26 protein-coding genes, 1 pseudogene and 1 other annotated feature are annotated in these 26,138 nt (G+C 36.9%); of the genes and pseudogenes, 7 read left to right on the forward strand and 20 right to left on the reverse strand.

Going from position 1 to position 26,138, the window contains the following annotated elements; genetic code table 11:
- Positions 1-172: 172 nt before the first annotated feature.
- The 5 genes from rplL to lsa(A) all read right to left on the reverse strand — a co-directional run bounded on the left by rplL (position 173) and on the right by lsa(A) (position 4,269).
- Positions 173-541 (reverse strand): 50S ribosomal protein L7/L12, encoded by a 369-nt coding sequence (rplL, locus tag IGK54_RS10585; protein ID WP_002356427.1) that lies wholly within the window; start codon positions 539-541, stop codon positions 173-175.
- A 62-nt stretch (positions 542-603) separates the two neighbouring features.
- A complete protein-coding gene (rplJ, locus tag IGK54_RS10590; RefSeq protein ID WP_002356426.1) occupies positions 604-1,104 on the reverse strand; it encodes a 50S ribosomal protein L10 in 501 nt (166 codons plus the stop codon).
- A gap of 130 nt (positions 1,105-1,234) precedes the next feature.
- Positions 1,235-1,364, reverse strand: a sequence feature (ribosomal protein L10 leader region).
- Positions 1,365-1,426: 62 nt separating this feature from the next.
- Positions 1,427-2,116 (reverse strand): 50S ribosomal protein L1, encoded by a 690-nt coding sequence (rplA, locus tag IGK54_RS10595; protein WP_002356425.1) that lies wholly within the window; start codon positions 2,114-2,116, stop codon positions 1,427-1,429.
- Positions 2,117-2,227: 111 nt separating this feature from the next.
- Positions 2,228-2,650 (reverse strand): 50S ribosomal protein L11, encoded by a 423-nt coding sequence (gene rplK, locus IGK54_RS10600; protein WP_002356424.1) that lies wholly within the window; start codon positions 2,648-2,650, stop codon positions 2,228-2,230.
- A gap of 122 nt (positions 2,651-2,772) precedes the next feature.
- Positions 2,773-4,269: an ABC-F type ribosomal protection protein Lsa(A) gene (lsa(A), locus tag IGK54_RS10605; RefSeq protein WP_142957388.1), complete on the reverse strand. Its 1,497-nt coding sequence runs from the start codon at positions 4,267-4,269 to the stop codon at positions 2,773-2,775.
- Between the two features lie 375 nt (positions 4,270-4,644).
- Between lsa(A) and sdaAB the strand changes: the two genes are divergently transcribed.
- Together sdaAB and sdaAA are read left to right on the forward strand one after the other, a co-directional pair.
- Entirely contained in the window at positions 4,645-5,313 is a 669-nt protein-coding gene (gene sdaAB / locus IGK54_RS10610) for an L-serine ammonia-lyase, iron-sulfur-dependent subunit beta (protein WP_002414070.1), read from the forward strand.
- A gap of 22 nt (positions 5,314-5,335) precedes the next feature.
- Positions 5,336-6,208, forward strand: coding sequence for an L-serine ammonia-lyase, iron-sulfur-dependent, subunit alpha (sdaAA, locus tag IGK54_RS10615; protein WP_002367199.1), 873 nt, complete (start codon positions 5,336-5,338; stop codon positions 6,206-6,208).
- A 64-nt stretch (positions 6,209-6,272) separates the two neighbouring features.
- On the opposite strand, the gene IGK54_RS10620 is transcribed toward sdaAA, so the two are convergent.
- The 3 genes from IGK54_RS10620 to IGK54_RS10630 are packed head-to-tail and all read right to left on the reverse strand — an operon-like array spanning position 6,273 to position 9,860.
- Entirely contained in the window at positions 6,273-7,118 is an 846-nt protein-coding gene (locus IGK54_RS10620; protein WP_142957386.1) for a M55 family metallopeptidase, read from the reverse strand.
- Positions 7,115-8,218, reverse strand: a complete 1,104-nt coding sequence (locus tag IGK54_RS10625; RefSeq protein WP_002356417.1) for a M42 family metallopeptidase — start codon at positions 8,216-8,218, stop codon at positions 7,115-7,117. The genes IGK54_RS10620 and IGK54_RS10625 overlap by 4 nt, the downstream gene beginning before the upstream one ends.
- 13 nt (positions 8,219-8,231) lie before the next feature.
- Complete coding sequence (locus IGK54_RS10630) at positions 8,232-9,860, reverse strand: peptide ABC transporter substrate-binding protein (protein ID WP_142957382.1); 1,629 nt, start codon at positions 9,858-9,860, stop codon at positions 8,232-8,234.
- A 77-nt stretch (positions 9,861-9,937) separates the two neighbouring features.
- On the opposite strand from IGK54_RS10630, the gene IGK54_RS10635 reads away from it, so the two are divergent.
- Positions 9,938-10,660: a MurR/RpiR family transcriptional regulator gene (locus IGK54_RS10635; RefSeq protein WP_142957380.1), complete on the forward strand. Its 723-nt coding sequence runs from the start codon at positions 9,938-9,940 to the stop codon at positions 10,658-10,660.
- Between the two features lie 92 nt (positions 10,661-10,752).
- Here the strand turns inward: IGK54_RS10635 and IGK54_RS10640 are convergent, their stop codons facing one another.
- From IGK54_RS10640 to rpmG, 4 genes are all read right to left on the reverse strand, one after another.
- The gene (locus IGK54_RS10640) at positions 10,753-11,640 is read right to left on the reverse strand and encodes an alpha/beta hydrolase (RefSeq protein ID WP_016616067.1); all 888 of its coding nucleotides are present in this window, start codon (positions 11,638-11,640) and stop codon (positions 10,753-10,755) included.
- Positions 11,641-11,750: 110 nt separating this feature from the next.
- Positions 11,751-12,296, reverse strand: coding sequence for a transcription termination/antitermination protein NusG (nusG, locus tag IGK54_RS10645; RefSeq protein ID WP_002384070.1), 546 nt, complete (start codon positions 12,294-12,296; stop codon positions 11,751-11,753).
- Positions 12,297-12,420: 124 nt separating this feature from the next.
- Complete coding sequence (gene secE, locus IGK54_RS10650; RefSeq protein WP_002356409.1) at positions 12,421-12,591, reverse strand: preprotein translocase subunit SecE; 171 nt, start codon at positions 12,589-12,591, stop codon at positions 12,421-12,423.
- 20 nt (positions 12,592-12,611) lie between these two features.
- Positions 12,612-12,764 carry a 50S ribosomal protein L33 gene (rpmG, locus tag IGK54_RS10655; RefSeq protein WP_002356408.1) on the reverse strand — a complete coding sequence of 51 codons (153 nt, stop codon included), beginning with the start codon at positions 12,762-12,764 and terminating at the stop codon, positions 12,612-12,614.
- A 285-nt stretch (positions 12,765-13,049) separates the two neighbouring features.
- On the opposite strand from rpmG, the gene cbpA reads away from it, so the two are divergent.
- Positions 13,050-13,688, forward strand: a complete 639-nt coding sequence (cbpA, locus tag IGK54_RS10660; protein ID WP_002365057.1) for a cyclic di-AMP binding protein CbpA — start codon at positions 13,050-13,052, stop codon at positions 13,686-13,688.
- A gap of 147 nt (positions 13,689-13,835) precedes the next feature.
- On the opposite strand, the gene IGK54_RS10665 is transcribed toward cbpA, so the two are convergent.
- The 3 genes from IGK54_RS10665 to IGK54_RS10675 form a co-directional block, all read right to left on the reverse strand.
- Complete coding sequence (locus tag IGK54_RS10665) at positions 13,836-15,434, reverse strand: glycosyltransferase family 39 protein (protein ID WP_142957378.1); 1,599 nt, start codon at positions 15,432-15,434, stop codon at positions 13,836-13,838.
- 63 nt (positions 15,435-15,497) lie between these two features.
- Entirely contained in the window at positions 15,498-16,385 is an 888-nt protein-coding gene (murB, locus tag IGK54_RS10670) for a UDP-N-acetylmuramate dehydrogenase (RefSeq protein ID WP_153854350.1), read from the reverse strand.
- Between the two features lie 86 nt (positions 16,386-16,471).
- Positions 16,472-17,386 (reverse strand): Gfo/Idh/MocA family protein, encoded by a 915-nt coding sequence (locus tag IGK54_RS10675; RefSeq protein ID WP_142957376.1) that lies wholly within the window; start codon positions 17,384-17,386, stop codon positions 16,472-16,474.
- A gap of 206 nt (positions 17,387-17,592) precedes the next feature.
- On the opposite strand from IGK54_RS10675, the gene IGK54_RS10680 reads away from it, so the two are divergent.
- The 3 genes from IGK54_RS10680 (at position 17,593) to IGK54_RS10690 (ending at position 19,627) form a co-directional block, all read left to right on the forward strand.
- A complete protein-coding gene (locus IGK54_RS10680; RefSeq protein ID WP_002367205.1) occupies positions 17,593-18,348 on the forward strand; it encodes an exodeoxyribonuclease III in 756 nt (251 codons plus the stop codon).
- Positions 18,349-18,382: 34 nt separating this feature from the next.
- Complete coding sequence (locus tag IGK54_RS10685) at positions 18,383-18,916, forward strand: 3'-5' exonuclease (protein WP_010823130.1); 534 nt, start codon at positions 18,383-18,385, stop codon at positions 18,914-18,916.
- A gap of 120 nt (positions 18,917-19,036) precedes the next feature.
- Positions 19,037-19,627 (forward strand): hypothetical protein, encoded by a 591-nt coding sequence (locus IGK54_RS10690; RefSeq protein WP_142957402.1) that lies wholly within the window; start codon positions 19,037-19,039, stop codon positions 19,625-19,627.
- Positions 19,628-19,726: 99 nt separating this feature from the next.
- Here IGK54_RS10690 and IGK54_RS10695 read toward each other — a convergent pair whose 3' ends face one another.
- From IGK54_RS10695 to IGK54_RS10715, 5 genes and pseudogenes are all read right to left on the reverse strand, one after another.
- Positions 19,727-21,409, reverse strand: coding sequence for an FAD-dependent oxidoreductase (locus IGK54_RS10695; protein WP_002362507.1), 1,683 nt, complete (start codon positions 21,407-21,409; stop codon positions 19,727-19,729).
- Between the two features lie 96 nt (positions 21,410-21,505).
- Positions 21,506-22,069, reverse strand: a complete 564-nt coding sequence (gene ahpC, locus IGK54_RS10700; RefSeq protein WP_002356396.1) for an alkyl hydroperoxide reductase subunit C — start codon at positions 22,067-22,069, stop codon at positions 21,506-21,508.
- 240 nt (positions 22,070-22,309) lie between these two features.
- Positions 22,310-22,999 carry an O-methyltransferase gene (locus IGK54_RS10705; protein ID WP_010712765.1) on the reverse strand — a complete coding sequence of 230 codons (690 nt, stop codon included), beginning with the start codon at positions 22,997-22,999 and terminating at the stop codon, positions 22,310-22,312.
- Between the two features lie 652 nt (positions 23,000-23,651).
- Positions 23,652-25,054, reverse strand: a pseudogene (locus IGK54_RS10710) (IS3 family transposase).
- 74 nt (positions 25,055-25,128) lie between these two features.
- Positions 25,129-26,133, reverse strand: coding sequence for a lipoate--protein ligase (locus tag IGK54_RS10715; protein ID WP_142957374.1), 1,005 nt, complete (start codon positions 26,131-26,133; stop codon positions 25,129-25,131).
- Positions 26,134-26,138: the final 5 nt, after the last annotated feature.

Consider the following 26,138-nt stretch of genomic DNA (forward strand, 5'->3'; position numbering starts at 1 on the left):
AAATCCAGAGGTTAAGATCCTCTGGATTTTCTCTTTAGCTATGAATACTTATCTTTATTAAACGAAAAGATTATTTTGACAATCAATTCACTAACTTTACCACCATTTAAAAGCTTAATAAAAAAGAACCCTTGCAACACAAGGGTTCTCGAACATTCAAAAGTTGAATGAATTATTTTACTGTTACTGAAGCGCCAACTTCTTCTAAAGCAGCTTTTAAAGCTTCTGCTTCTTCTTTAGAAACAGCTTCTTTAACTGGTGCAGGAGCGCCATCAACTACAGCTTTAGCTTCTTTCAAGCCTAAGCCAGTTGCTTCACGAACTGCTTTGATAACTTTAACTTTTTGATCGCCAGCTGCTGTTAATTCAACAGTGAATTCAGTTTGTTCTTCTGCTGCTCCACCTGCTGCTGGTCCAGCTACTGCTACAGGAGCTGCTGCTGATACGTCAAATTTTTCTTCGATAGCTTTAACTAATTCGCTTAGTTCTAAGATAGTTGCTGTTTCTAACTCAGCAACGATGTTTTCAATGTTTAATGCCATTTTGAATTTCCTCCATTTAAATTAAAATTGTTTGTTTTTTATTTGTTTGAATTAGACTGCAATTAAGCAACTTCTTCGTTTTTCTCTGCCACTGCTTTGACAGCGTAAGCCACGTTGCGGACTGGCGCTTGTAATACAGATAATAGCATAGATAGTAAACCTTCGCGGTTTGGTAGTTTTGCCAACGCAGTAATTTGTTCCACTGAAGAAACTTTTCCTTCGATGACGCCACCTTTGATTTCTAATGCTTTTGCATCTTTAGCAAATTCGTCGATGATTTTAGCTGGTGCTACTACATCGTCGTTGCTGAATGCGACAGCAGTTGGGCCTGTAAAGACTTCGTCTAAGCCGTCTAAACCAACTTTTTTAGCTGCACGAGAAAGGATTGAGTTTTTGATGACTTTCATTTCTACGCCTGCATCACGTAATTGTTTACGTAAGTTAGTGACTTCTTCAACTGTTAAACCACGGTAGTCCACGATTACAACTGATGCTGCTGATTCAAATTTCTCAGCGGCTGCTTGAACTAGGGTTTCTTTTTTAGCGATTGCTGCTTCACTCATTTATTTCACCTCCTGATTTTGATGGTGGAGTTGGACTTGGTTTACGATATGTAAAGTAGAAGAATCAAATGAAACTTCGCTCACTTCGTTCGCCAAGTATTGCTTTACATCGGCTTTTTTTCAAAAAGTCGTGTAAAACAACAAAACTCCATGCCACCGTAGACATAGAGGGACCGAATTGTATATAACTCAACAATTGTCCTCGGTAGGAAATTAAGACTTGCGTCACCTACTGTCTTCGGTACAGTTAATTATTAACCTCACTCACTTTACCATAGGGTAAGTGAGTGAGTCAAGAATTTTTTAATTATTTTCTTTCAAATTAGAAAGAAGCTTGGTCAACGTGGATTCCAGGTCCAAATGTTGTTGTTACTGAAATGTTTTTGATGTATTGACCTTTAGCAGTTGATGGTTTAGCTTTCAATAATACGTCGTTAATTGTGTTGAAGTTTTCAACCAATTTTTCGTTATCAAATGAAACTTTACCGATTGGTACGTGGATGTTACCAGCTTTGTCAACGCGGTAAGTTACTTTACCAGCTTTAACTTCTTCAACAGCTTTTGTAACGTCCATTGTTACAGTACCAGTTTTAGGGTTTGGCATTAAACCTTTTGGTCCTAAGACACGGCCTAATTTACCAACTGTAGCCATCATGTCAGGAGTCGCAACAACTACGTCAAAGTCGAACCATCCACCTTGGATTTTTGCAACCATGTCGTCGTCGCCTACGAAATCTGCACCAGCAGCTTCAGCTTCTTTAGCTTTTTCGCCTTTAGCGAATACTAAAACAGTTTGTGTTTTACCAGTTCCGTTTGGAAGCACAACTGCTCCACGGATTTGTTGGTCTGCTTTTTTAGGGTCAACGTTCAATTTGTAAGCAACTTCAACTGTTGCGTCAAATTTCGCGATGTTTGTATCTTTTGCTAAAGCTACTGCTTCTTCAACTGAGTAAGCTTTTGTAGCATCAACTTTTTTCAATGCTTCTTGCATTTTTTTGCTCTTTTTAGCCATTTTGTTTCCTCCTTGATTGTGGTTATAACGGTTGTACCTCCCACGTCTTTCATATCTTTAAATATGAAACGAACTGAGAAGCTACTTCTTTGAGTAAGTGTGGAATAAAAATTATTCTACGATGATACCCATGCTTCGTGCAGTTCCTGCAACCATGCGCATTGCTGCTTCAACGTCAGCGGCGTTTAGGTCTGCCATTTTAAGTTCAGCGATTTCTTTCACTTGATCGCTTGAAACTGTTGCAACTTTAGTTTTGTTTGGTTCACCTGAACCTTTTTCGATTTTTGCAGCTTTTTTCAATAAGACTGCAGCAGGTGGTGTTTTAGTAATGAATGTAAATGAACGATCTTCATATACAGAGATTACTACTGGAATAATCAAGCCTGCTTGGTCAGCTGTACGAGCATTGAATTCTTTAGTGAATCCCATGATGTTGATACCTGCTTGACCTAACGCTGGACCTACTGGTGGAGCTGGTGTTGCTTTCCCCGCAGGAATTTGTAATTTAACGATTTTTTCTACTTTTTTAGCCACGAAAATACCTCCTTAAGTTCTCGTGCGTGGTTAATGGGGTTGAGATTTCCCCTCCCACTCAACGTACATTTAAAACATACCCTATTACTATACAGGATTCCCTTTACTTTTTCAAGATGTTTTTATGATTTCAAGACAATTTTTTTATCCGTTATTTTCTTCATGAAATGCGCATCATGCTCAATCACTAGCATTGCAGGCTTCACAGATAAGATTAGCGCTTCTAATTGTTGATGATTAAACACATCCAAGTAATTAAGGGGTTCATCCCAAATATAAAGTTCAGCTGATTGAGACAATGATTTGGCTACTTCGACTTTTTTCCGTTGCCCCATACTCATTTGTTCAATTCGATTAGTGAAAACGGCACGCTCCATCCCAAGTTTTCGTAAGTTATTTAAAAATTGGGTGTAATCTAACTGATTTTTCTCTGCAAATTCGGATAAAGTTCCTTGATTGTCTTCATAATCTTGGCGCACATAAGAAATGGTTAATTGGTGAGCCAAAGTGGCTTCGCCTTCTGAATCCCCAGAAAAATTATCCAATAAATACTGAATCAAGCTCGATTTTCCTGAGCCATTTTTTCCTGTTATTCCAACAATTTCTCCTGCGTTTATTGAAAAAGAAATTGGCGCAAATAGCCAATTTTTCTCGTAGCCTAGACAAAGCTCTTCCACCGTCAATAATGTTTTGTGATGCGTTGGCTGATAATCCATTGACAAAGGATCAATATACTCAAGATCTTTTAATAGTTTTTCTTTTTCTGCTAATTGTGTTTCGGCACGTTGTTGAATGTGTTTCGAGCGCTTCATTACGCGCGCTGCCCGGGCACCAATGGCTCCTGTATCAAAAATCGCCCCGCTTCCTTTTTCTTTAGCATTGCCGTACTTATCACCTTCACGGTTCATCGACCATTCCGCTTTTTTACGAGCGGTTTCTTTCAAGCGATTGACTTCTTTTTTGATTTTTTCATTTTCTGCTAGTTCAAAAGCATCTCTTAATTTTTTTTGCTCTTCATAAATAGAAAAATCCCCTTGGTACAGTGTCAATTGACTTTTTTCAATCGCCAAAATATGATCAACCACTTCATCAACAAATGCCCGATCGTGGCTGACTAAAATAAACCCGTGTTTCTTTTTCTTCAAATATTCAGCCACTTGTTGTCTGCCAGCTAGATCTAAGTGATTTGTTGGCTCGTCAATTAAAGGAAAGGCATTTTCTTCAATAAAAAGAAGACCTAATAAAACTTTCGTCTTTTCGCCGCCTGATAAAGAAGAAAAGGGACGCCATAAAACTTCAGGATCAACGTTTAAAAGCGTTAATTCTCGTTCTAATTCCCACTGTTCAAAAGAAGTCACCTCTTGTAAGACATAATAAGTGAGCTGTTGTTCTTCTGCAACTGTTTGTGGAAAATAGACGAAATCGACTTGATGAAGAATCTCTCCTTGGTAATCCAACTGCTTTTGTAACAATCTTAATAAGGTTGTTTTCCCACGGCCATTGCGGCCAATCAATCCTAATTTCCAATTGGTATCCATCGTGATATTTGCCTGATCAAAAAGCAATACTTCTTGATTATCATAGGCAAAAGATAGTTGTTTTAGTTCAATTTTCGACATAAATATACCTCCATAAAGCAAAATTGATGCAGCTTTACGGAAATCAGCGGCATCAATCCAAGGTATACAAAAAGACCCGTGGCTGAATTCTTTAAGCTAATTTCCGAAAATCCGCACACTCCACCCGTTATATTCAGGCAAAGTTATACAGTTTCTCTAAAAAATTAACTTAAATTTTCAACGCACGAATCCCTCTTTTCGTCTTTTATTATCTAGAATTTAGCATCTCTTCACTGATTTGTCAACGAAGGCCCCTTGCTTTCATTCTGATAAAAATTTAAATTATTCGCTAAAACACAAGCGATTGCCTAGTTCCCCGCCATTTTTTGTGTTAGACTTCCAATGAAAACATATTCTAATGAAGAAGGTGCTGAAATGGAAGAGTTACGCTTTAATAGTGTTTTTGATATTATCGGACCCGTTATGATTGGTCCAAGCAGTTCTCATACAGCTGGAGCGGCAAGAATTGGAAAAGTGGTTCGGAGTATTTTTGGACAGCAACCTGATAGCGTTGACATTTATTTATATGAGTCTTTTGCCAAAACTTATCGTGGTCACGGAACAGATATCGCCTTAGTTGGCGGCCTTTTAGGTATGGAACCAGATGATGAGCAATTAGCCAATTCTTTGGAAATTGCTTATGAACAAGGAATGGAAGTTTGTTTTATTCCTAAAAGTGAAAAAGCAGACCACCCTAATTCCGTTAAAATTGTGGTTTCTTCTGGCGACCGAAAACTATCTGTGACAGGAATTTCAATTGGTGGTGGAAACATTCAAATTTCTGAATTAAATGGCTTCAAATTGTCTTTAAGTATGGGCACGCCAACATTTATCGTTGTCCATCAAGATGTTCCTGGCATGATTGCTAAGGTGACCAACATCCTTTCAGCTAGCGATATCAATATTAGTACAATGACCGTTACCCGAGAATCTAAAGGGGAAAAAGCGATTATGATTATTGAAGTTGATCAAGCCGAAGTCGGTGACATTGTCATGCAATTAGCTGAAATCCCTCATATATATAGCGTCAACTATTTTGACTAAATGAACGTAAAGGAGTAATACGATGTTTTATTCAATTGAAGATTTGGTAGCTCAAGCGAAAGAGTACCCTTCTGTGAGCGAATTAATGATTGCAACAGAAATGGCTCATGGCGGGTATTCTCGTGAACGAATTATTGAAACAATGGAAAAAAATCTAGCCGTTATGAAACAATCCGTCGCTGAAGGAATCGCTGGTGTTACCTCAGTAACAGGGCTAACTGGTGGCGATGCAACCCGCTTAAATGATTACATACATTCAGGCAACTTTTTAAGCGGTGAGACCATTTTACAAGCCGTGCGAAATGCGATTGCTGTTAATGAAGTTAATGCAAAAATGGGCTTGATTTGTGCTACACCAACCGCAGGCAGTGCCGGAGTAGTTTCTGGCGTCTTGTTGGCAGTTATTGATCGCTTAAAGTTAACGCATCAGCAACAATTGGATTTTCTATTTACAGCTGGGGCTTTTGGCTTAGTGATTGCCAACAATGCCTCAATCAGTGGTGCCGAAGGTGGTTGTCAAGCTGAAGTCGGTTCTGCTAGTGCAATGGCCAGTGCCGCTTTAGTTGCGGCTTCTGGCGGTACGCCTGATCAATCTGCTCAAGCTGTGGCCATTACGATAAAAAATATGATGGGCCTCATTTGTGATCCTGTTGCGGGACTTGTTGAAGTTCCTTGCGTGAAGCGAAATGCATTAGGTTCTTCTCAAGCCTTCATCTCAGCTGACATGGCTTTAGCGGGGATCCGAAGTGTCATTCCACCAGATGAAGTCATCCACGCAATGTACCAAGTGGGTCGCCAAATGCCACAAATTTTCAAGGAAACCGCTGAAGGCGGTCTTGCGGTGACACCAACTGCACAACGTTTAAGCAAAGAAATTCTAGAGAAACAAAAATAGAAATAACTATAGCAAGAAGCTTACAGAAAAAAACGTCCATTCGTTTTTTCCGTAAGCTTCTTCTTTAATAACTTGTTCCGCCTAAACCAACCACAGCGACAATTCCATTCATGACATCTTTCATCGTTTCACCCACAAATGAAACGGTTCTACCATCAATGCGTTTAATCATTGGTAACATTTCAATACGATCTGCTTGTGCTGTCGTCACACATTGCAATTTTACAGTTGCAGGTGTTTGCAAGGCATATCGGGATAATTCAGACAACGCAAAGGAAGTTAACACCTGACTTGTAGTTGCTACGATAGCTTCCCGAACTTGTTGCATGGGTCTATTTTTGATTGCATAACGTCCCAGAGATTCTTTGGTGGAAACAAAGGGAACTTCGGGCATCATTTTTTCTTGAAAAAGTTGTTCCTCTAAGCCTGATTCACCGATAATTAAACCAACAGGGACACCTAATTCGCTAGCGTAAGCTGCATTAATTGTCGTTTCATTCATCGCTAAGTCGTTTATTTTTAAATCATAAGCAACACTAGCGCTATACCCATGATCCATATTCCCTTTTTGTTTACCAATACCGACATGATAACCTAAGAAAAAGACCACATCATAGCTACTATCCAAGCCACTCATCATATAATCCATGCGAGGAAAGCCGCTCACTAAGGAAATTCGTTCATCCATTTCTGCCAAGCGCGCATAAGCTAAATTCAATCCACGGCTATGCGAATCGGCAATAGTAATTTCTGTAATTTGTTCATTTTTGGCACTCTTTTGAATCCCTTCAATCAACCAAGCCACATGTTGGTGATATAATTCTCGGAATAAAACGGTGTCTTCTTTTTCCATATCAAATGTCGCAATACCTGCTAATCCTTCAATATCGCATGATACATAAATCTTCATTTGTTCCACTCCTTTGACAATGGCTGAACCAGTGCTTGAATTTTGTCAGCATCTAAATTTTTGATTAATTGAATGACTAATTCTTTCGCCGCTTGGTAATCTTGAAAGTCCACATAGCAATGGGGTGTGTGAGCGTAACGGACAGGAATTCCTACAACAATCGTCGGGGCTCCTTGAACTTGTGTAATCGCCATGCCATTGGTTCCACCACCACTTCGAACAGAAACTTGAACAGGAATTTTGTGTATTTTAGCAATCTCTAGTGCATACTCTTGAAATTCTGGATTCGTAATCATAGAAACATCAAAATAGCGTAACATCGGTCCTTTTCCCATTGCTGATTGAATCATCTCTGGCGTTTCTGCCGTATCATCAGCCGGGCAGCCTTCGAAAACAATAGCTAAATCAGGATTGACTTGTTTTGCGGCAATAAGTGCTCCTCTTTCGCCAACTTCTTCTTGTGCAGTTACTGTCGCAACTAACTTGAATGGAAGTGTCTCTTCTTTCAACTCCTCCATGACGTCCACTAAGCAAGCACAGCCAATGCGACAATCAAAAGCTTTTCCTAAAAAAAGATCTGTCTGTTCGTTGTAACAACACGTCACATCTGGAATGACCGGTGCACCAAGATCGATTTTGTACGTTTCAATTACTTCTTCTTTTGAGGTAGCACCAATGTCGATCGTCAAATCAGCAATGGTTAACGGCCGCTGACGTTCCTCTGGTGTCATAAAATGAGGGGGCCGACTAGTAACTACGCCTGGCAGATAGGTACCTTCCCGGTTACGAATCCGAACTTTTTGTGCAGAAATCGTATTTGGGACCCAACCACCTAACGGAAGAAAACGCAACAAGCCGTTTTCTTTAATTGCTTGAATCATAAAACCCACTTCGTCACTATGAGCATCAAAAAGCACTACTGGACCTTCACTTAGATTATTTTTCTTCTCAAGATATAAATTTTTAATGGCATCTAGCCGTTGAATAGTAAAATCTGCAGTTGCGTGTTGAAGGATTCTAACGACTTCTGTTTCAAAGCCTGAAACACCATTAGCATTTGAAAGTTCCTGAATTAATTGAACAGCTTGACTTTTTTTCATTTTTTCCCAACCTTTACTTGTCACTGATAGAGACTGATTTGTAATAGCCTGAACCTAATGGACCATAGACTAAATTTTGGACAGAATCGTCCACTAAGCGTGCTTCTGTTAATTGATAAAGAGGAACTAGGGGTGCTTCTTCCGCAACCAATTGATCCGCTTTTTGTAATGTTTTCCAACGTTCTTCATATTTATTTGCATAAGTTACGTTTGCTTCTTGAAGCAACTGATCGAAGGTCTTATTAGACCATTTACCAAAATTATTGGAATTTTTTGATTGCAATAGGTTTAAGAAATCGATTGGATCAGCATATACTGGCGTCCAGCCACCAACCACAATGTCGAAATCTCCGCTGCGACTTTTTTCTAAACGATTATTAAAAGGAACTGGCGAAACATTGACTGTTAAATTTTCTAAATTATCTGCTAAAGCTCCTTGAACATACTCACTGATTTTTTTAGCATTTTCTGTATCCGAACTTAAAATCGTTAGCTCCGCTTTTTCAATTCCTAATTCTTTTTTAGCCGTTTGCCATAACTCTTTCGCTTTTTCTGGTTCACTAGGATTTAAATCTCCTAATTCCTCTGCAAAATCTTTTTGCGTTTCTTGATTAGTGAAACCTGTTGGCACGAAGCCAAGTGCTTTTTTTGAGCCATCATTTAAAACATTTTTAGCTAAACGTTCAGAATTCAATGATAATGCTATCGCTCGACGTGCATTCTTATTTGCCAAAAGATCTTTTTGCGTATTTAATTGGATATAATACGTTCCAGGAATTTCACGAATTTTCAAAGCTGCATTGCCTTCTTCTTGTGCAACAATTTCTCCAGAAATTTTTACAACATCTAATTCTTTCCCTTCGAAAAGATTTTTCCCAGTATTGACTTCTTTAACGACTTGGACATCCACCTTATCTAGCGAAACATTCGCTTGATCCCAATAATTTTTGTTCTTCACATAGGACCAAGTATTATTCGTGCCATCCCAACCTTCTAATGTGAAGGCGCCATTGTAAAGTGTTGACTCAGCTGATGTACCATAGTTTTTGCCCGTTTTTTCAACAAATGCTTCATTTAAAGGATAAAAAGCTGGCACCGCCAATAACTGTTGAAAATAACTCATAGGATAGCTCAGCTCTACTTCCAAGGTATGGTCATCAATGGCTGTTACCCCTAGCTCTTCTTTAGATTTGCCACCGTCAACAATAGCACGATAATTTTTTAGCCCTTCAAAATAATACGCTTGCGGGGAAGCTGTTTTTGGGTCCACTGTGCGCTTCCAAGAATATTCAAAATCATTGGCTGTGATTGGCTCGCCGTTACTCCATTTTGCATCTTTTCGAATCGTAAAAGTATAGCTTAAACCATCATTGGAGGGCTGTACTTTTTCAGTTGCCAATGCTGGTTTCGCTTCTCCTTTTTCGTCAAAGGAGAAAAGTCCCTCTCCTACTTGACTCATTACATCTGCTGCGGTATTATCCATTGCCAACGACACGTCTGCCGTTGATAATTCCGAATCAATCCCGACCCGTAATACCTGTTGTTCTTGCTTTTTGGTTTCTTTCCCAACACTTCCACAGCCCGAGAGAAGTAAAACCATGATTGCTGCCAAAGACAGCCTTTGCTTTGTTGCCCTTTTCATAAAAACACCTCATTTTTTTATTTTTTGATACCTTTTTCCCACAAAATTATTTATAATCTGATAAAGGAGGTTTGTTCATGAACTTAGATTACTTAAAAGAAACGTATCATTTAACGAAAACAGAAAGTCAGATTTTGTATTATTTGGATCAACAAAGTACGAACGCGGCCGATTTGAGTATTCGAGAAGTTGCCAAACACTGCTTTTCTTCGCCTAGTTCCATCATTCGTTTAGCCAAAAAATTAAATTTATCAGGTTATAATGAACTTATTTACAAATTAAAAGAAGCCCATTTTTCTCAGCCAATCCCTTTTGAAACAGCACCTTCATTTGAAACAACCAACGAGTTTTGTCGACTGCTTGCCAAACACAAGAGTCATTTATTTGTTATTTTAGGTCATGACTTTTCACGATATTTGGCGGCTTACATTAGTGAAGTTTTCAATTTTCATGGCATCCCCAGCATCACAACAGCCCATACTCATTCGATAAATAGTCAAAATAATCAGAATTTTCTTTTTATCATCCTTTCACACTCTGGTGAAGAAAAATACTTAAAAGAAACAGCTCTGCTTGCAAAAGAGAAAAAACATCCTATCATTTCTTTTGTTGGCGCCAAAAATTCAACTCTTGGTCGACTGGCAGATCTCGTTTTTTCAACTGACTCTTACAGCCCGTTTTCAACAAGTGTCGCTCAGCCACAAATGTTTTTTGGCCAAACATTAATCACCTTTGAAGTCTTGATTTGTGCTTATTTAAATCATGAGGATTCCATTCCAATATCTCCTAAAAATAAATAATTTTATTTATTATAGCTGAAAAAAGCTATTTCGCTAGCCAAAGTATAGAAAAAGGCACATGTTCCATTTTTTATGGAACATGTGCCTTTTTGCTATTTTTTACTCGGCCATAAAAATTCGATTAGCAATTGATCTACTTCAGGATTTTCATGTAATTGGCTATGTTGTGCATTTTCTCCTTTAATAATCTGGCTAGTGACTTGAGTTCCTCGCTGTCTTAGCAAGGCGTTGACTGCTAAGGCACTAGATAACGGTACCGTTCCATCACTTAAATCTGTTGGACTTAATTGACCACCAATTAATAAAATGGGCAGTTTTTCTGGAACAACATTAATCATCTCTTGATAATCCAAATAGCGGCTACTTTTTTCTGTGGGACCGTTCTCTAGTTCCGTTTTGATGGTTTGCTGTTGACTCGTATCAATAAAATCATTGAAAGGTGCTCCAATGCTGACGAATTTTTCAATTTTAGGTAACGATGCGTCTTGCCCATAGGTTCCTAAATAACGTAAGCCACTAACACCGCCCATAGAGTGCCCGACAATATTGGCTTTGTTCACTTGATAATTTTTTTGTAAATAGAGTAATGTGTTTTTTATCCATTCTGTTTGATTCCATTCATTGTTTTTATTATCTTCAAATAGAACTTGAACACTGGGATTCGTTGCTTTGCCACTTAAAGCTCCTCGCTCTTTAACCACGGTCCCATCAGGTTTAACGAGTAGCACTAATTCTTGAGTTGTGGCACCTTGTTTCTCCAAGCGATGCAGTAACGAGCCAAACGAATTTTTAGTTCCTGCGTAACCATGAAAAAAAAGCGTTGGTGTTGTTGTGCGGTTTAACTCAACAGTTGCTTCTTTTGTGGCGGCTTGGTTGTCACTCTTCGTGCTTGCTCCAATTTGGCAAGCACTTAATAATAGAACAAGACCCATTAGCAAAGAAAAATAACGATATTTTTGGGCATGTTTCATTTTTTTCATTCCTTTCTGCGATGAAATAAAAAAGGGCTTGGAAAAGAAGTCAGTTGACTGCTTTTCCAGACCCTACAATCTGTATCAATCAGCTGAACAATAGTTTGTCAGCTTGTTTATTAATCAATGTTATCGACTTGTTCAAAGTCTAATTCTGTACTTGTTTCACGACCAAACATATCGATGTTTACTTTTAATTTTTGTTTTTCTTCATCGATTTCTGTCACAACACCTTCAAGACCAGAAAAGGCACCTTCGATAATTTTCACTGTATCGCCTAGCGCTACTTCTAAGTCTGATTGACGGGTGCTCATGCCAATTGAACGTAAAATGTGGTTAATTTCTTCTTGTAATAAAGGAGCGGGTTTACTACCAGCACCATGTGAGCCTACAAAACCAGTTACGCCTGGCGTGTTACGAACAATATACCAAGAATCATCGGTCATAATCATTTCCACTAACACATAACCAGGGAAAGTTTTATGAACGATTTCTTTTTCTTTACCATTTTTGACTTCTTTTTCTGTTTCTTCTGGTACAACGACACGAAAAATATAATCGCCCATCCCCATGCTTTGTGCACGTGATTCAATGTTTGCTTTTACTTTATTTTCATAGCCTGAATAGGTGTGCAATACGTACCAATTTCTTTCAAAAGTTTCCATTACTGATTCGGCTCCTTTAAATGTTTTAGTTTATTTTTTTCGAGCAAATAAAAAAAGCTCAGTTTCCCGAAGCTTTTTCTCGAATACTATTATAGCACCCCTCGTCGGGAAATACTAGAATTAATTATTTTAAAATCCAGCCAAATGCCGTTTGGATAACAGTATCCATGATAAAGAACAATGCTGCAAATAAAATAGATGTTTCAATTACAACTAATGTATCTTTACGCAATTGTTTTTTTGTTGGCCAAGTTACTTGCTTCATCTCATCAGCAACGCTGCGGAAAAATTTCATGTTGATACCCTCCTCTAAATCTATTTCGTTTCTTTATGTAACGTGTATTGATTACAATATTTACAGAATTTATTGATTTCTAAGCGTTCGCCACGTTTACCTTCACTAACGGATTTAGAATAGTTGCGAGAGCCACAAACGGAACAAGCAAGAGCTGCTTTCTTTGTTGCCATGTTCTTCGACCTCCTCTATTCACAAATTTACTTCTTAACAGTACCATTATTCGAAAAAGTTGTCAAAGTTTAATTTACTTTTTAAAGAAGCGCCGTGCCGATTCTTACGTAATTTTTTACCATTATCGCGAATACGTGCTTGATTTCTTTTATAAAATATCTGATTTTTCTTTATTTTCTATTTATTTTAACAAAATTGCTTTTATTCTGAGGTCTCAGCTATTGTTTTCTGCTAAGTTATGATATGATAAATTTATTAAAAATGAACCCTTAGGAGGCCTGTTTATGTTATTAAAATCTGTAGTTATTAAAAAAGATAATTTAACAACAGTCAATGAATCTTGTACTCTAGAAGAAGCTCTTTCTATTTTAGAAGACTCAGGTTACCGTTGTGTCCCAATTTTAGACGAATCTGGAAAAATTTTCCGAGGAAATATCTATAAAATGCATATTTACCGCCATAAAGCAAACGGTGGCGATATGAGTTTACCTGTTACCTATTTGTTAAAAAATGCCACAAAATTTATTTATGTCAACACTTCATTTTTCAAGGTATTTTTTACTATTAAAGAACTACCTTACATTGCTGTTTTAGATGAAAATAATTATTTTTATGGTATTTTAACACACAGCACCTTATTAAATATTTTAGCGCAATCTTGGAATGTAAAACAAGGGAGCTACGTTTTAACAATTGCTTCAGTTGGTCAACAAGGCGACTTAGCAGCCATTTCAAAAATCATTGCCAAATATAGCAGCATCGCCAGCTGTATTACATTGGATGTTGATAGTGAAGAATTTGTTCGTCGCACACTTATTACTTTGCCAGCCGGCACAACTGCCGAAACGTGTACAGCCATTGTAGAACATTTAGAGCGGAAAAACTTTAAAGTTGTAGAATTGGAAAATTTAGAAGACGAGTAAAATTTACGAATTACCGAACGAAAACTATTAGTAATATAAGTAAAAAACAACAATATAGCTCCTTTTATGGGAACTGTATCGTTGTTTTTTATTTTATACTAAAATATCTCTATAATTTAGGGAACTGATGAATCTAAAATTGATTTTTTACAACTCATCAGTCCTTATTGGCAAAGAGCCTCTATAGTCCGTTGATGTAAATGATTTTTTTATTCCGTTTAAAGAAACAATGTCATTAATTCGTGCCAAACCATTTGCCGATAAAAGATAGAAGAATGGTAAATACTGAATTAAATATCTGGATCGTCCACCTTCAAACAAAAGCAAATATAGAAATGCTCCTATAATCGTTAATTTTATTATTAATAGTGTACCTCCTTGAATGTCCTTAACAAAAAAAGATAACAACATTCCTAGTAAAACTACAATCCACAGTATTTGCATGACAAACCGAAGATTATTTGTACGTTTTCCTTGTTGATAGTAGGTATCTCTAAGCTTCGTTTGAAATTCACTTTTCGAAGGTTTTGTAGGATTTTGTGGTGTACCATCTCGTCCCCAACCAAAATCGCCACGATCAGTATTATTAAAATGTTTTACTAGAAGAAATTTAGTGTAACCTACCATCCCATAATCTTCCAACCGTTTCTTTATAGTTTCAGTTGTATATTTCTTTTTCTTTTCTAATGTAGGAAGGCTATTCACTTTTCTTGTATCTTTCTCACTATATCCTCCAGATCCAGTCAAACCCATCATTACAAAGTGCGTCCACGGTTTTTGCATCTCAGCATCATAATTAACGATTGTTTGCTGCTTCTGAAAAATTGAAAAACATCCCACAGTTATTATAAAGAAAAACATCGCTACAAAAAATGATAAAACATTTTTTTTATAAAGCTTTCCGGTAGTGAGTAATTTAATTCCCATAATAATAGTCCATGCTATTAAGAATACAATAGAGGAGGGCTTTAAAAGATAACAAATACCTAGAAGAATACCTATAAATATTAAATTCCATACGCCACTATTTTTTATCTCGATTTGTTTAGCATATAAAAGTAGCACAGCTGATATAACAGGAATCATTATTACATCAGTATATGGTACTAAAATCCATGGTGAAAACATCAATGAAAAAGAAGCCAAGTAGAAAGTTAAATATGCAACTTTTTTATTAAACAAATACTTAGCTGCTTTAAATAAGATAACAAATCCTATATCCATAAAAATTATATTCCACAACTGCCAGACAAACCAAGACGATCCCCAAGTATGATTAAACAGATTCATCACCTTAGAAATTCCATACATCAAAAAAAAGAAAAAAGAATTATTAGGATTTATTGATAGGTAATTACTGATAACTTCTTTATTTTCAGGCAAAGCACTTACACCATTAAAAATAGCTGATACATCCCAACCAATAGGAGCGGAAATATTAGTTAAGATAAACACTTGTAAACAAAAGCCAAAAATAAAATAAATGCCTGTAATTAATCCTATATTTTCCACAAATATTTTTTTTACACCAAACAGATATTTATCAATCCACTTTTTAGCATGTTTACTAAAAAGAAGTACTACTATCGCAAGTATTGCTATTAACAGTATCAAAAAAAAATGGTTTGTAAGAGTACTGATTTTTAAGTTATCTGAGCGGAAAGCACCTATTAATGTTATCGAAATAAAAAATAAAAAAAGCCCATTTATGGCTGAAGGTAGCCATTTTTTATAAATAAAATTCATTATAATCTCCCTATGATCATAATACAAGTATACTTAATTTTCATTCGAAAAATTAAAGAGTCTTTAGACTTCTTCACCAATAATTCGAACTTCCGTTTGTAATTCAACATCAAATTTTTCTTTAATCACTTCTTGGATATGTGCAATTAATTCCACATAATCTGTTGCGGTTGCATGATCGATGTTAACAATAAATCCCGCATGCTTTTCGGAAATTTGAGCACCGCCCCATTTCAAGCCTTGTAAGCCTGCGTCTTGGATTAATTTTCCTGTAAAATGACCAACAGGGCGTTTAAAGACACTGCCACAAGAGGGATACTCTAGCGGTTGCTTCAGTTCACGAAGTTCCGTTAATTCATCCATTTGGGCTTTAATTTCTGCATGGTTTCCTTTTTCTAAAGCAAACGTTGCTTGCAAGACAATACAATGTAATTCTTGAATTTCACTATGACGATAACGGAAATTCAGGTCTTCTTTCGTCATTGTTTGGATAGTTCCATCTGCCAACAGCACTTCTGCAGACTGGAAAACATCTTTAATTTCCCCGCCGTATGCTCCAGCATTCATATAAACAGCACCACCGACACTTCCTGGAATGCCACAAGCAAATTCAAAACCAGTTAAATCAGCTGCTAAGGCTTCGTAGGTTGTATCAATCAGCTTGGCACCAGCATCCACAACCATGGTGGTACCGGCTACTTTGATTTCTTTCATTTCTGTTAGCATAATCACGACATCGCGAATACCGCCATCACGAACAATCAAGTTGCTAGCATTGCCTAATACTAACCATGAAAGCCCTTGTTCTCGGCAATACGCCACAATCTCTTCGACTTCTTTTTTTGTTTTGGGTAAGGCCAACACATCAGCTGGGCCGCCTGTTTTGGTAAAGGTTACGTTTTTTAATGGTTCATCTACTAATAAAGTAATTTCGTTTAATGTTTCTAACATAGCTTTAGTGTTCACGAAAGTTAGTCCTTTCTTTTCAAAATATCTGTCTTATTCTAGCATGATAGAAAGAAAGTTGCTAGTCCTCTTTAAAGAACATGCCGTTGTTGTTGGCGTAGCATTTCTTCACATAACGCATGACTTTCATAGACTTTTTCTTGTTTCAACTCTTGCTCTTGCGGTTTTTGAATGGCCTGGATGAAAGCAGTAACCATTTGGTAAAAACCTCTTTTTTCCAATGTTGGCGTCCAATCCCCCATCTCTTTTACTTGGTATTCTTCTTCTGTTTGGATGGTCAAATGCGTTAAATTTTCCAAGCGATAAGTACCTGTGGGGCTGGTGACTTCAAAAGTTTCTGTATTGGCCCCAGAGTGTAAATCCATAGAACAAACAATCGTTGTCTGTTCGGTTTCTAATTGTAAAATTGCTCGTTTTAAATGACCGTTTTCTTCCACTAATTTTGACTGCACCACGTGGAGCGGTCCTTCCGCTAAATAAACTGCGGTATCAACGACATGTAAAAATAAATCATACATCATAAAACTTGTTTCTCTCGTTGTATTGATGCGGTTCTTTTTAATAAAAATTGTTTGTTTTTCAGGAATATTTTTCAATACTTCCGCATAAGGGGCAAAACGACGATTGAAGCCAACCATCAGGCGCAGATTTTTTGCTGCTGCTAATGCTTGTAATTCTTTGACTTCAGCAAGCTCTTCACTTAAAGGTTTGTCCACAAAGACGTGAATACCAGCCTGTAATAATTGGCGAACGACTGCACCATGCACTTTTGTGGCTACATGGACAAAACAAGCATCAATCTTCGCTTCAATCAATTCTTCTATGGTCCCAACGGTTTCTGTAAAGCTATACTGATCAGCGATTTTTTGTCGTGTTTCTGGGTTCCTAGTTGCTAATACAAACTCTGCCAAGTGGCGGCATTCACTATAAGTTGGCAAATACGCTTTTTGTGCAATATTTCCTAAACCAATGACTCCAATTTTCATTCGTTTGTCCTCATTTCTGCTCTTTTTACTATTTTATCATAGACTACTTCTTTCCAAAAATCAGTCATTTTCTCTTTTTCTTTTCAAGTATTTAAAACTTCTTTAAAAAGTATTAGAATAGAAGAAAGCACCAAGCGACCTTTTCTTTGGTTCTGGTTTGCACTGAAACGAGCAAAAGCGTTTCTTATTTGAAAGGAGTTTCAACAATGAAATGTATTTCTTGGAATGTCAACGGCTTACGAGCGGTTGTTAAAAAGAATTTTATGGATGTTTTTAATGAATTAGATGCAGATTTTTTCTGTTTACAAGAAACAAAATTACAAGCTGGGCAAATTGATTTAGAACTTCCTGGCTATCATCAGTATTGGAATTACGCCGAAAAAAAAGGATATTCTGGCACAGCAATTTTCGCTAAAGAAGAAGCGTTAAGTGTTCGCTATGGCTTAGGTATCGAGGCTCACGATCAAGAAGGCCGCGTGATCACTTTAGAATATCCAGAATTTTTCATGGTCACTTGCTACACACCAAACTCACAAGCTGAACTAAAGCGTTTAGCTTATCGAATGACATGGGAAGATGCGTTTCGTGCCTATTTAAACGAATTAAATCAAGAAAAACCCGTAATTCTTTGCGGTGATTTAAACGTAGCTCATCAAAAGATTGATTTAAAAAATTGGAAAACCAATCAAAAAAATGCGGGGTTCACGCCTGAAGAACGGCAAAAATTTACTGAGTTGTTAGACAGTGGCTTCACTGATACATTCCGTTATTTTTATCCAGAAGCTGAAGGCATCTACTCATGGTGGAGTTATCGCTTTAACGCACGAAAAAATAACGCAGGATGGCGGATTGACTATTTCGTTGTGTCAGAATCCTTGAATGAACGTTTAGTCAGTGCTAAAATCCATACAGATATTCTTGGTAGTGATCATTGTCCAGTGGAAGTTGTACTTGATTTTTAAGTGTTACTCAACGCGTTGAAAGGAGTTTTTTTTAATGAACTTTTACGCTTTTGACTTTGAAACAGCTAGTTATGATAAACATAGTGCCTGTTCCATTGCAATTGTTAAAGTAGAAAATAGTCGGATTGTGGATGAATTTTACACGTTAATCAAACCAGAAACACCTTTTTTCTGGCGAAATACGCAAATTCACGGCATTCATGAATCAGATGTTGTCAATGCGCCCAAATTCCCTGAAGTATGGCAACAAATTCAGCATTGTTTTCAACCAAATCGGTTAATGGTCGCTCACAATGCAAGTTTTGATTGTAGTGTTTTGGCTGGCTGTTTAGATTACTATGGCTTAGAACAACCTAATTACCTTTCTTTATGTACAGTCAAAACGAGTCGCAAACTGTTTCCTGAATTTCCTAATCATAAATTAAATACCGTTTGTGAAAACCTCAATATCACTTTAAATAATCATCATGATGCTTTAGAAGATAGCCGTGCTTGTGCCGAAATTCTTTTACAGCAAGAACAACGATTTGGGGTTGAACCTTTAAAAAAATTAGTATTGGTGAAATAATCCAGTTCTTGTTTCCAGCGAAGGCGTTATCTCTTTCAGTGGCTAGTTGGCAGGAGATAACGTCTTTTCTTTTACATAACTTTTCCCCTAAAACAAAAATTTTTCAGAAAGGACGCGATGATGTATTCGATTCTTTACTTATTCACAGACTCTCTCAAAAATGCGTGGCGCTCAAAAAAACAATTTAGTACGTTGATTCTTATCTTTATTATTAGTTTTCTGACTTTTTCTGCTCTATTATTGACTTTGTTGTTTTCTCGATGGCTTTCACAAATGATTCTTCTTGATAATTATGCAGTGATTCCTCCATTGAAAATTTTCAGAGGTTTGGCTGGAATCAGCGCTGGAACACTCTTTTTCTTCCTGATTAGTTATATTTGCCGAACTTTCTTCCTAACTTTTTTAGAGCAAAAAAACGACTTACTGATCTTAGCTCTTTTAGGTACGACAAAATTACAAATTTTAATTAGCTATGCCTTACAACCCATCTATTATTTGATTTTTATTTTGCCTTTAGCTGCTTTTCTAGCCAATAAGCTCATTCAACAGTTTATCCATGATTTTTTCAGCGAGGTACCTGGTTTAATGCATATCGATAGCTACATGCAAGGTATCTTTTTACCACTAACAGGAAGCCTATTGTTCATTTGCTGCTGTGTCTTTTTAATTCTTTTTAGGAAACTCAATCGCCTAATCAAAAGAGATACTTGACTAACTATGCGAAAAAAGTGAGAAATACGTCATCTCGACGTATTTCTCACTTTTTTGAATGACTTAGGTTCTTTAGGCTAATTACTTTTTCCGCCTCTTTTAAGCCAAGGCTTCAATAATTTCGGTCATTGTTTTTGAACCAAAAATCATTTGTTCGCCATCAATTAGCATTGCTGGAACGCTCATAATTTTCTTTTCTTTTTTCAACTCTGGAAATAGACTAATGTCCACCATTTCTGCTTCCACATGAGGATTAATTGATGCAATACGTTGGCAAGCCGCCACGACATCGGGACAGAAATGACATGTTAGTGAAACAAAGATTTCTATTTTTCTTTTTGGCAATGCAAGTATGTTCTTTTGCAGACTTGCTTCTAACGGCTGCCCCTCGCTGCCGACATTATAAACCGCCAAAACCAACGAGTTTACTTCATGGCCACTAGGAATACCACTAAATTTAATTCCTGTATAGTTTCCTGCCGCATCTAAGAGCACAACGCTAGGCATTTTTTCAATCCCATACAGCAATTCTTTGGCTGGCTCAGTATCTTTCAAAATCGTTTCTAAAGTAATCTTCTGATCCAGACTTGCAAATTCTGTTAAGAATGACTGAAGTTCCAATGATTTTTCATCACTTGCATCCAAAAACTGAAGCAATGTCACTTTTTTGGTTAGTTTAGCGAAAATACCGCTTAATTGTTGGCGCATACTTTCTGGGAACCACTGATGCTTACCAGTAACTTTCGCTGGCTGTTTTTCTTTTGGTTGCTGACTGCTTGTTTCAGGGGCAGATTGATTAGCTAATCGTTCAGTCATTCGCTTCGTTACAATCGATTGGCCCGCCTGTGTTTTTTGTTCTGTCACGTAACGTTGCGCATGAGTGGCGGCAATTGCACCGTCTGCAACCGCCGTCACAATTTGACGTAATTCTTTTATTCGTAAATCTCCTGCTGCATAAACTCCGGGAATATTGGTTTCCATATTTTCAGTTGTTGGCACATACCCACGGTCTAAGGCAATTTTTCCTTCAAAAATTTCTGTACTTGGTTTATTTCCAGCAAAAACAAACAGACCAAATGTACTGTCTTTTGGCGCTTCATAAACCGTTTCTTCTCCCGTCTGGTTATTGACAAACACAGCTTTTCGGACAAAATCATCTCCCGTAATTTCTTTCACTTCTGTGTTATAAACAATCTTAATTTTCGGGTGATTTTTAGCCGCCTCCGCAGTTAATTTTGCACATGTAAAATCAGGTTCTCGGATAATCATCGTTACTGATTTACCGTAACGTGTCAAATAAACGGCCTCTTCCGCTGCTGCATAACCGCCACCAATCACAAAAATATCTAGGCCTTGGAAAAACTCCCCATCACAAGTAGAACAATAGGCCACGCCGCGTCCTGTAAATTCACTTTCACCAGGGAAACCAATTTTACGAGCAGAGGCCCCTGTCGCAATCAATACTGCATATGCTTGGTAGGTTTGACTCGCCGATTGAACAGTTTTTATCGTTTGACTAAAATCAACATCAATAATCTCGTCTTTTGTAAAAGCTACACCGAAGTCTTGTGCTTGAATGCGCATTTCTTCCATTAGTTCTGGACCTGTTGTGTGACGAATCGCTGGATAGTTCACAATTTCAGAAGTCGTCGTTACTTGTCCACCAATTTTGTCTTTTTCAATAATTAAGGTATCCATCATTGCGCGACCTGCATAGATACCTGCAGATAAAGCAGCTGAGCCGCCACCAATAATAATCAAATCGTAGATTTCTTCTGTCACTTGCTTCTCCTCTTTCTTCTGTGTTTCAGAAAAAGAGCTGAACAAAACATTTTCTCTGTTTTATCCAACTCTTTGACCTCTATTTACAAAGCGAATTTAAATTTTACCAACTAAATCTAAGCTTGGCGCAATTGTTTCTTCTCCTGGTTGCCAATTGGCTGGACAAACTTTATCACCATGTTCTGCTACAAATTGAGAAGCTTCTAATTTACGAACAAGTTCTTCAGCATTACGACCAATACCCATGTCGTTGATTTCATAAGATTTAATCTCACCTTCTGGACTCACAATAAATGAAGCACGGTAAGCCATTCCAGAAGCTTCATCTAAAACGCCAAAGAAACGAGCAAGTTGACCGTTGGGATCGGCTAACATTGGATATTTAATTTTTCCAATCGTTTCTGTAGCGTCAGCCCATGCTTTATGCACATAATGACTATCTTCTGAAACAGAGTAAACCTCACAATTTAATTCCTGTAAATGCGCATAATGCTCTTGCATATCCCCTAATTCCGTAGGACACACGAAAGAAAAATCAGCTGGATAAAAGAAGAAAATACTCCATTTTCCTAAAATATCTTCTGTTGATACTCGTGTAAATTCACCATCGTGATAGGCATCACATTCAAAGTCAAAAAGTTTTTGATTAATTAAATTCATTGTCGTTCCTCCTCTGTTTTTTTACTCTTTAAGGATAACAGTTTATAATTATTCCGTCAATAGAATAATTATAAACAAAAGAGGTTTTATTAACACATAATACTGTCACATTGAGAATTTCATGATTATCATTCTCAATTAGAAATAGCGAGATAACTTTTTAAATAACATAAAAAAGAAAGCGAATCATTAAAAGAACTTGCTTTTTAATGATTCGCTTTCTTTTTGTGAAGACATTCTTTAACTATCTAAAATAATCGTTTCTTTCTCTTTGGTAATTAAAATAACTCCATCACCAAGAGGAACTAAAGTAGAAGTTAAATCAGGATGCGCCATGACTACATCTAAAAATTGGTTTAATTTACGATGAATCGCTCGATTTTTTTTCGGTACTTCCTCAGCAGGGTCTAAGATTGTCCCAGCTTGAAATACATCATCCACCATTAAAACGCCGCCAACTGGTAGCAACCGTAAACATTCAGGTAAAAATTCAATGTATTTTGATTTGGCACTATCCATAAAAATAAAGTCATAAGGTCCTTCCAACGTTGGTAGAATCTCAGCTGCTTGTCCTTCTAAAAGAGTGACCTTTTCTTCTAAGTCTAGGCGTTGGTAGGTTTTCTTCGCTTTTTTTATCATTACGTCAAAACGATCAATCGTGGTCACGTGACCATCTTCACCAACAAATTGGGCCATCAAGCTTGAAGAAAAACCAATTGCTGCCCCGATTTCTAAAATATTTTTGGGCTTTAGTTGTCCTAGCAAAAATTGTAAAAAAACTACTGTTTCGTGTGGAATAATCGGCACCCCTGCTTCATTGGCTTCCGCCTCCACTACACCTAATTCTCCGGGAAGTTTCTTTTGTTTTGTACGCATATACTCAACCAATTCTGGTTTAACGACTGGTCGATGCATCATTTCGTTTCTCATCACTTTCGCTCCTTTTCGTCCCTTTATTATACGAAGTCCTTGTTCCTCTGTAAAGGATTGAAATAGGATTCTTATTATTTGTTTGAGAATAACATGTACATTCTTAACTTCCTAGCTAAGTGCGGATTACTTTTTGTAAGCACATTTTTTCTTTGTTTCCGCTATTTTTTATTAAGTTTTATTCAGAAAACGTCAAAAAGTAGCCCTCAAGAACATACCTATTGATTTTTTCTCGTTATTTCTTATAAAAATACTTCTACATATGTTAATATTTCCCCTTAAATCACTCTCAATTCTTGCTATTTCAAGCCCCAAAACAAGCCTATAACCTTGCCAAAATAAGAAACGTCAAATTTTACTACTTTGTCTGTAAAAATTTGATATCACAAAAGAAAGGAAATCTTGTATACTCTTTACAGATAGTGATTTATAGTGAAGCACATAACCAAATTCCCGGACTTGACTTGGTTCAAGTACATATGCAGGCGAGCTATTTGATAGTTCCCTGATAAAAATCGTTTCGACGATTTTGCACATAGCACTACCTTTCTAAAAGCTAAAAATTATTTTTAGCTAGAAAAAAGACAACCGTTTGAATGTAGTGACCCCAAAAAGTTAGACTTTTTATAGAGTGGATTTTTCCACTCTATTTTTATGCAGTTTTTTGATTGAATTGTCGAAATTCTACTGGGCTTTTCCAGTTAAGTTTTTCCTTGATTCGGTGATGATTGTAATAATAAATGTAGTTCTCAATTGCTTCTCTCAATTCATTTTGACTTTGATAGATTTTTCCATAGTACACTTCTTGTTTTAGGATACTGAAGAAATTCTCCATAGGAGAATTATCTAAACAGGTTCCTTTTCGAGACATACTTTGAAAGATATTGTTGTCCTTTAATGTTTGTATATAGACATTCATTTGATAAGCCCAGCCTTGATCAGAGTGAAAGGTGCGCCGATAGGGACAATCATTTGTTTGAGAAATTGCTTCTTTCAGACCTTCCATAACTGTTTTACCATTTGGTTGAGTAGAAAGGCTATAGCTTAGAATTTCACTATTATACATATCCATAAATGGATCTAAGTATAGTTTTTTCTGACGAAAGATGCCTGCGTTATCTGCTTCAAAGTACTTAAATTCAGTTGTATCAGTTGTAATTTTTTGATGAGGAACAGAGGTTTTAAATCGGCGACGAATCAAATTTTTAGCGATTTTACCAACGGTTCCTTTATAGGAATTATATTTTCTTGATTTCTTAGTAAAAGCTTTGACTTGTAACTTTAACTTTTGTATTAATCGCTGGACTTTCTTTTTATTCACTTGAAATCCACGTCGTTTCAATTCTTGGGTCATCCTTCTATAGCCATAATGTTGATGTTTTTTACGAATCGCTTGAATTTCTTCTTCGATGATTTGTGTTGAAGCTGTTCTGTCGAGGCGTTTTTGCCAGTACATGTAAGTAGATTTTGGAAACCTTAGGGTTTCCAAAATATCTTTTAATCGAAAGTGTCTTCGGAGACTGTGAATGATTCGTGCGATTCGTTCATTTTTTGTTCGTCCTCTAAACGCAGTCTCCTCAATTCTTTTAAATAGGCATTCTCAATTTTTAACATTCTATTTTCTTTTTCTAGTTTCTCTACTTGAGATCGTTCACTTGGTAGTGGTTGGGGTTCATTTCGTTTCTTTTTAGACATGGTAGGTGGACGTCCTTTCTGTTTAGAGAGTCCCTCTATACCAAACTTCTGATACGTTCTAAGCCAATTCGCAATCAATGATGGATTGTTCATTTTTAGAAGATTAGCTACTTCTTGATAGGACAACTCTGTTGTTAAATATAACTCTATCGCATCTAGCTTAAATTGAACAGAGTAATTCTTATTTTTTCGACTGCGAAGTAGGCCTTCTTCACCAAGTTCTTTATAGGCATTTATCCATTTGCTTATTTGAGAACTATCTTTAAACCCATACTTCTTTGCGAGAAACCTTAGACCTCCTTGACCAGATAAGTAGTCATGAACAAGTTTAAGTTTAAATTCAAAACTGTATTTTGCCATACAAAAAAACCTCCAAAAGTTAGATTTCTAGGTCTAACTTTTGGGGGTCGGCTCAGAAACGGCTGTCTTTTTTTTTAATAAATTAACCCAAGCAAATCTTCTTTTTCGATATTGCCAAAGTATTTTTTAACGTCAATTTGATCAATGGCTTCTTCTAAAGAAGCTTTATCATATTTCACGCCGGTTAAAATATCTTCAACATCTTTAATTTCACCAAGCCCAAAGAAGTCCCCAAAGATTTTAATTTCTTTAATGGCACCATCTGCCACATTCATTTTCATTTCAATTGAACCAATTGGGAAACGATGGCGACGTTCTAAGTTAAATGCAGGTGATTTACCATAATTCCAATCCCAATTGCGATAGTATTGCTCTGAAATTTTGTTAATAGCCGCCCAGTCTTGATCAGTTAATTCATACGTTTTAACTTGGTCGATCGAATCTACGCCGAAAATTTTCAAAAGAATTTCTTGGCGGAATTCTTCCGTTGTCATCTCTTGTTTATCTTCAGATAAAAATGGTTTAATGTTTGTTACCCGTGAACGAACAGACTTGATACCTTTAGATTCGATTTTATCTTTCCGTACTTTCAATGTATTTACAACTTCATCAATATCACTATCAAACATTAAGGTTCCATGTGCAAACATGCGGCCGTTGGTAGCGTACATCGCATTTCCTGAAAACTTCATATCATTAATCACTAGGTCATTGCGCCCTTTTAATTCGGCACCTTCAACGCCTAAGTCGTGTAATGCTTGAATAATTGGTTGGGTAACTTTCGCAAAATCACGGAAAGAGTTGCCGTCATCTGGCATAATAAAACTAAAATTCAAATTACCATGATCATGATAAACGGCGCCGCCGCCACTTAAGCGACGAACAACATGAATGCCGTGCTCATCTACATATTCTTTGTTAATTTCTTCAATTGTATTTTGGTTACGGCCAATAATAATTGACGGCTCGTTAATGTAAAATAAAAGAATGGGCTCATCTAAAGGCATTTCTGTTAACAAATATGTTTCAATTGCTAAGTTCACTCGTGGGTCATTATTTTCATTCGGTACAAAAATCACAATCG

Source organism: Enterococcus sp. DIV2384 (genome assembly GCF_050534975.1).
Lineage (GTDB): Bacteria > Bacillota > Bacilli > Lactobacillales > Enterococcaceae > Enterococcus > Enterococcus faecalis.

Coding starts and splice junctions, on each gene's coding strand:
- rplL (WP_002356427.1), bottom strand. CDS start 541: ATGGCATTAAACATTGAAAACATCGTTGCTGAGTTAGAAACAGCAACT.
- rplJ (WP_002356426.1), bottom strand. CDS start 1,104: ATGAGTGAAGCAGCAATCGCTAAAAAAGAAACCCTAGTTCAAGCAGCC.
- rplA (WP_002356425.1), bottom strand. CDS start 2,116: ATGGCTAAAAAGAGCAAAAAAATGCAAGAAGCATTGAAAAAAGTTGAT.
- sdaAB (WP_002414070.1), top strand. CDS start 4,645: ATGGAAGAGTTACGCTTTAATAGTGTTTTTGATATTATCGGACCCGTT.
- sdaAA (WP_002367199.1), top strand. CDS start 5,336: ATGTTTTATTCAATTGAAGATTTGGTAGCTCAAGCGAAAGAGTACCCT.
- IGK54_RS10620 (WP_142957386.1), bottom strand. CDS start 7,118: ATGAAGATTTATGTATCATGCGATATTGAAGGATTAGCAGGTATTGCG.
- IGK54_RS10625 (WP_002356417.1), bottom strand. CDS start 8,218: ATGAAAAAAAGTCAAGCTGTTCAATTAATTCAGGAACTTTCAAATGCT.
- IGK54_RS10630 (WP_142957382.1), bottom strand. CDS start 9,860: ATGAAAAGGGCAACAAAGCAAAGGCTGTCTTTGGCAGCAATCATGGTT.
- IGK54_RS10635 (WP_142957380.1), top strand. CDS start 9,938: ATGAACTTAGATTACTTAAAAGAAACGTATCATTTAACGAAAACAGAA.
- IGK54_RS10640 (WP_016616067.1), bottom strand. CDS start 11,640: ATGAAAAAAATGAAACATGCCCAAAAATATCGTTATTTTTCTTTGCTA.
- nusG (WP_002384070.1), bottom strand. CDS start 12,296: ATGGAAACTTTTGAAAGAAATTGGTACGTATTGCACACCTATTCAGGC.
- secE (WP_002356409.1), bottom strand. CDS start 12,591: ATGAAATTTTTCCGCAGCGTTGCTGATGAGATGAAGCAAGTAACTTGG.
- rpmG (WP_002356408.1), bottom strand. CDS start 12,764: ATGGCAACAAAGAAAGCAGCTCTTGCTTGTTCCGTTTGTGGCTCTCGC.
- cbpA (WP_002365057.1), top strand. CDS start 13,050: ATGTTATTAAAATCTGTAGTTATTAAAAAAGATAATTTAACAACAGTC.
- IGK54_RS10665 (WP_142957378.1), bottom strand. CDS start 15,434: ATGAATTTTATTTATAAAAAATGGCTACCTTCAGCCATAAATGGGCTT.
- murB (WP_153854350.1), bottom strand. CDS start 16,385: ATGTTAGAAACATTAAACGAAATTACTTTATTAGTAGATGAACCATTA.
- IGK54_RS10675 (WP_142957376.1), bottom strand. CDS start 17,386: ATGAAAATTGGAGTCATTGGTTTAGGAAATATTGCACAAAAAGCGTAT.
- IGK54_RS10680 (WP_002367205.1), top strand. CDS start 17,593: ATGAAATGTATTTCTTGGAATGTCAACGGCTTACGAGCGGTTGTTAAA.
- IGK54_RS10685 (WP_010823130.1), top strand. CDS start 18,383: ATGAACTTTTACGCTTTTGACTTTGAAACAGCTAGTTATGATAAACAT.
- IGK54_RS10690 (WP_142957402.1), top strand. CDS start 19,037: ATGTATTCGATTCTTTACTTATTCACAGACTCTCTCAAAAATGCGTGG.
- ahpC (WP_002356396.1), bottom strand. CDS start 22,069: ATGAATTTAATTAATCAAAAACTTTTTGACTTTGAATGTGATGCCTAT.
- IGK54_RS10705 (WP_010712765.1), bottom strand. CDS start 22,999: ATGAGAAACGAAATGATGCATCGACCAGTCGTTAAACCAGAATTGGTT.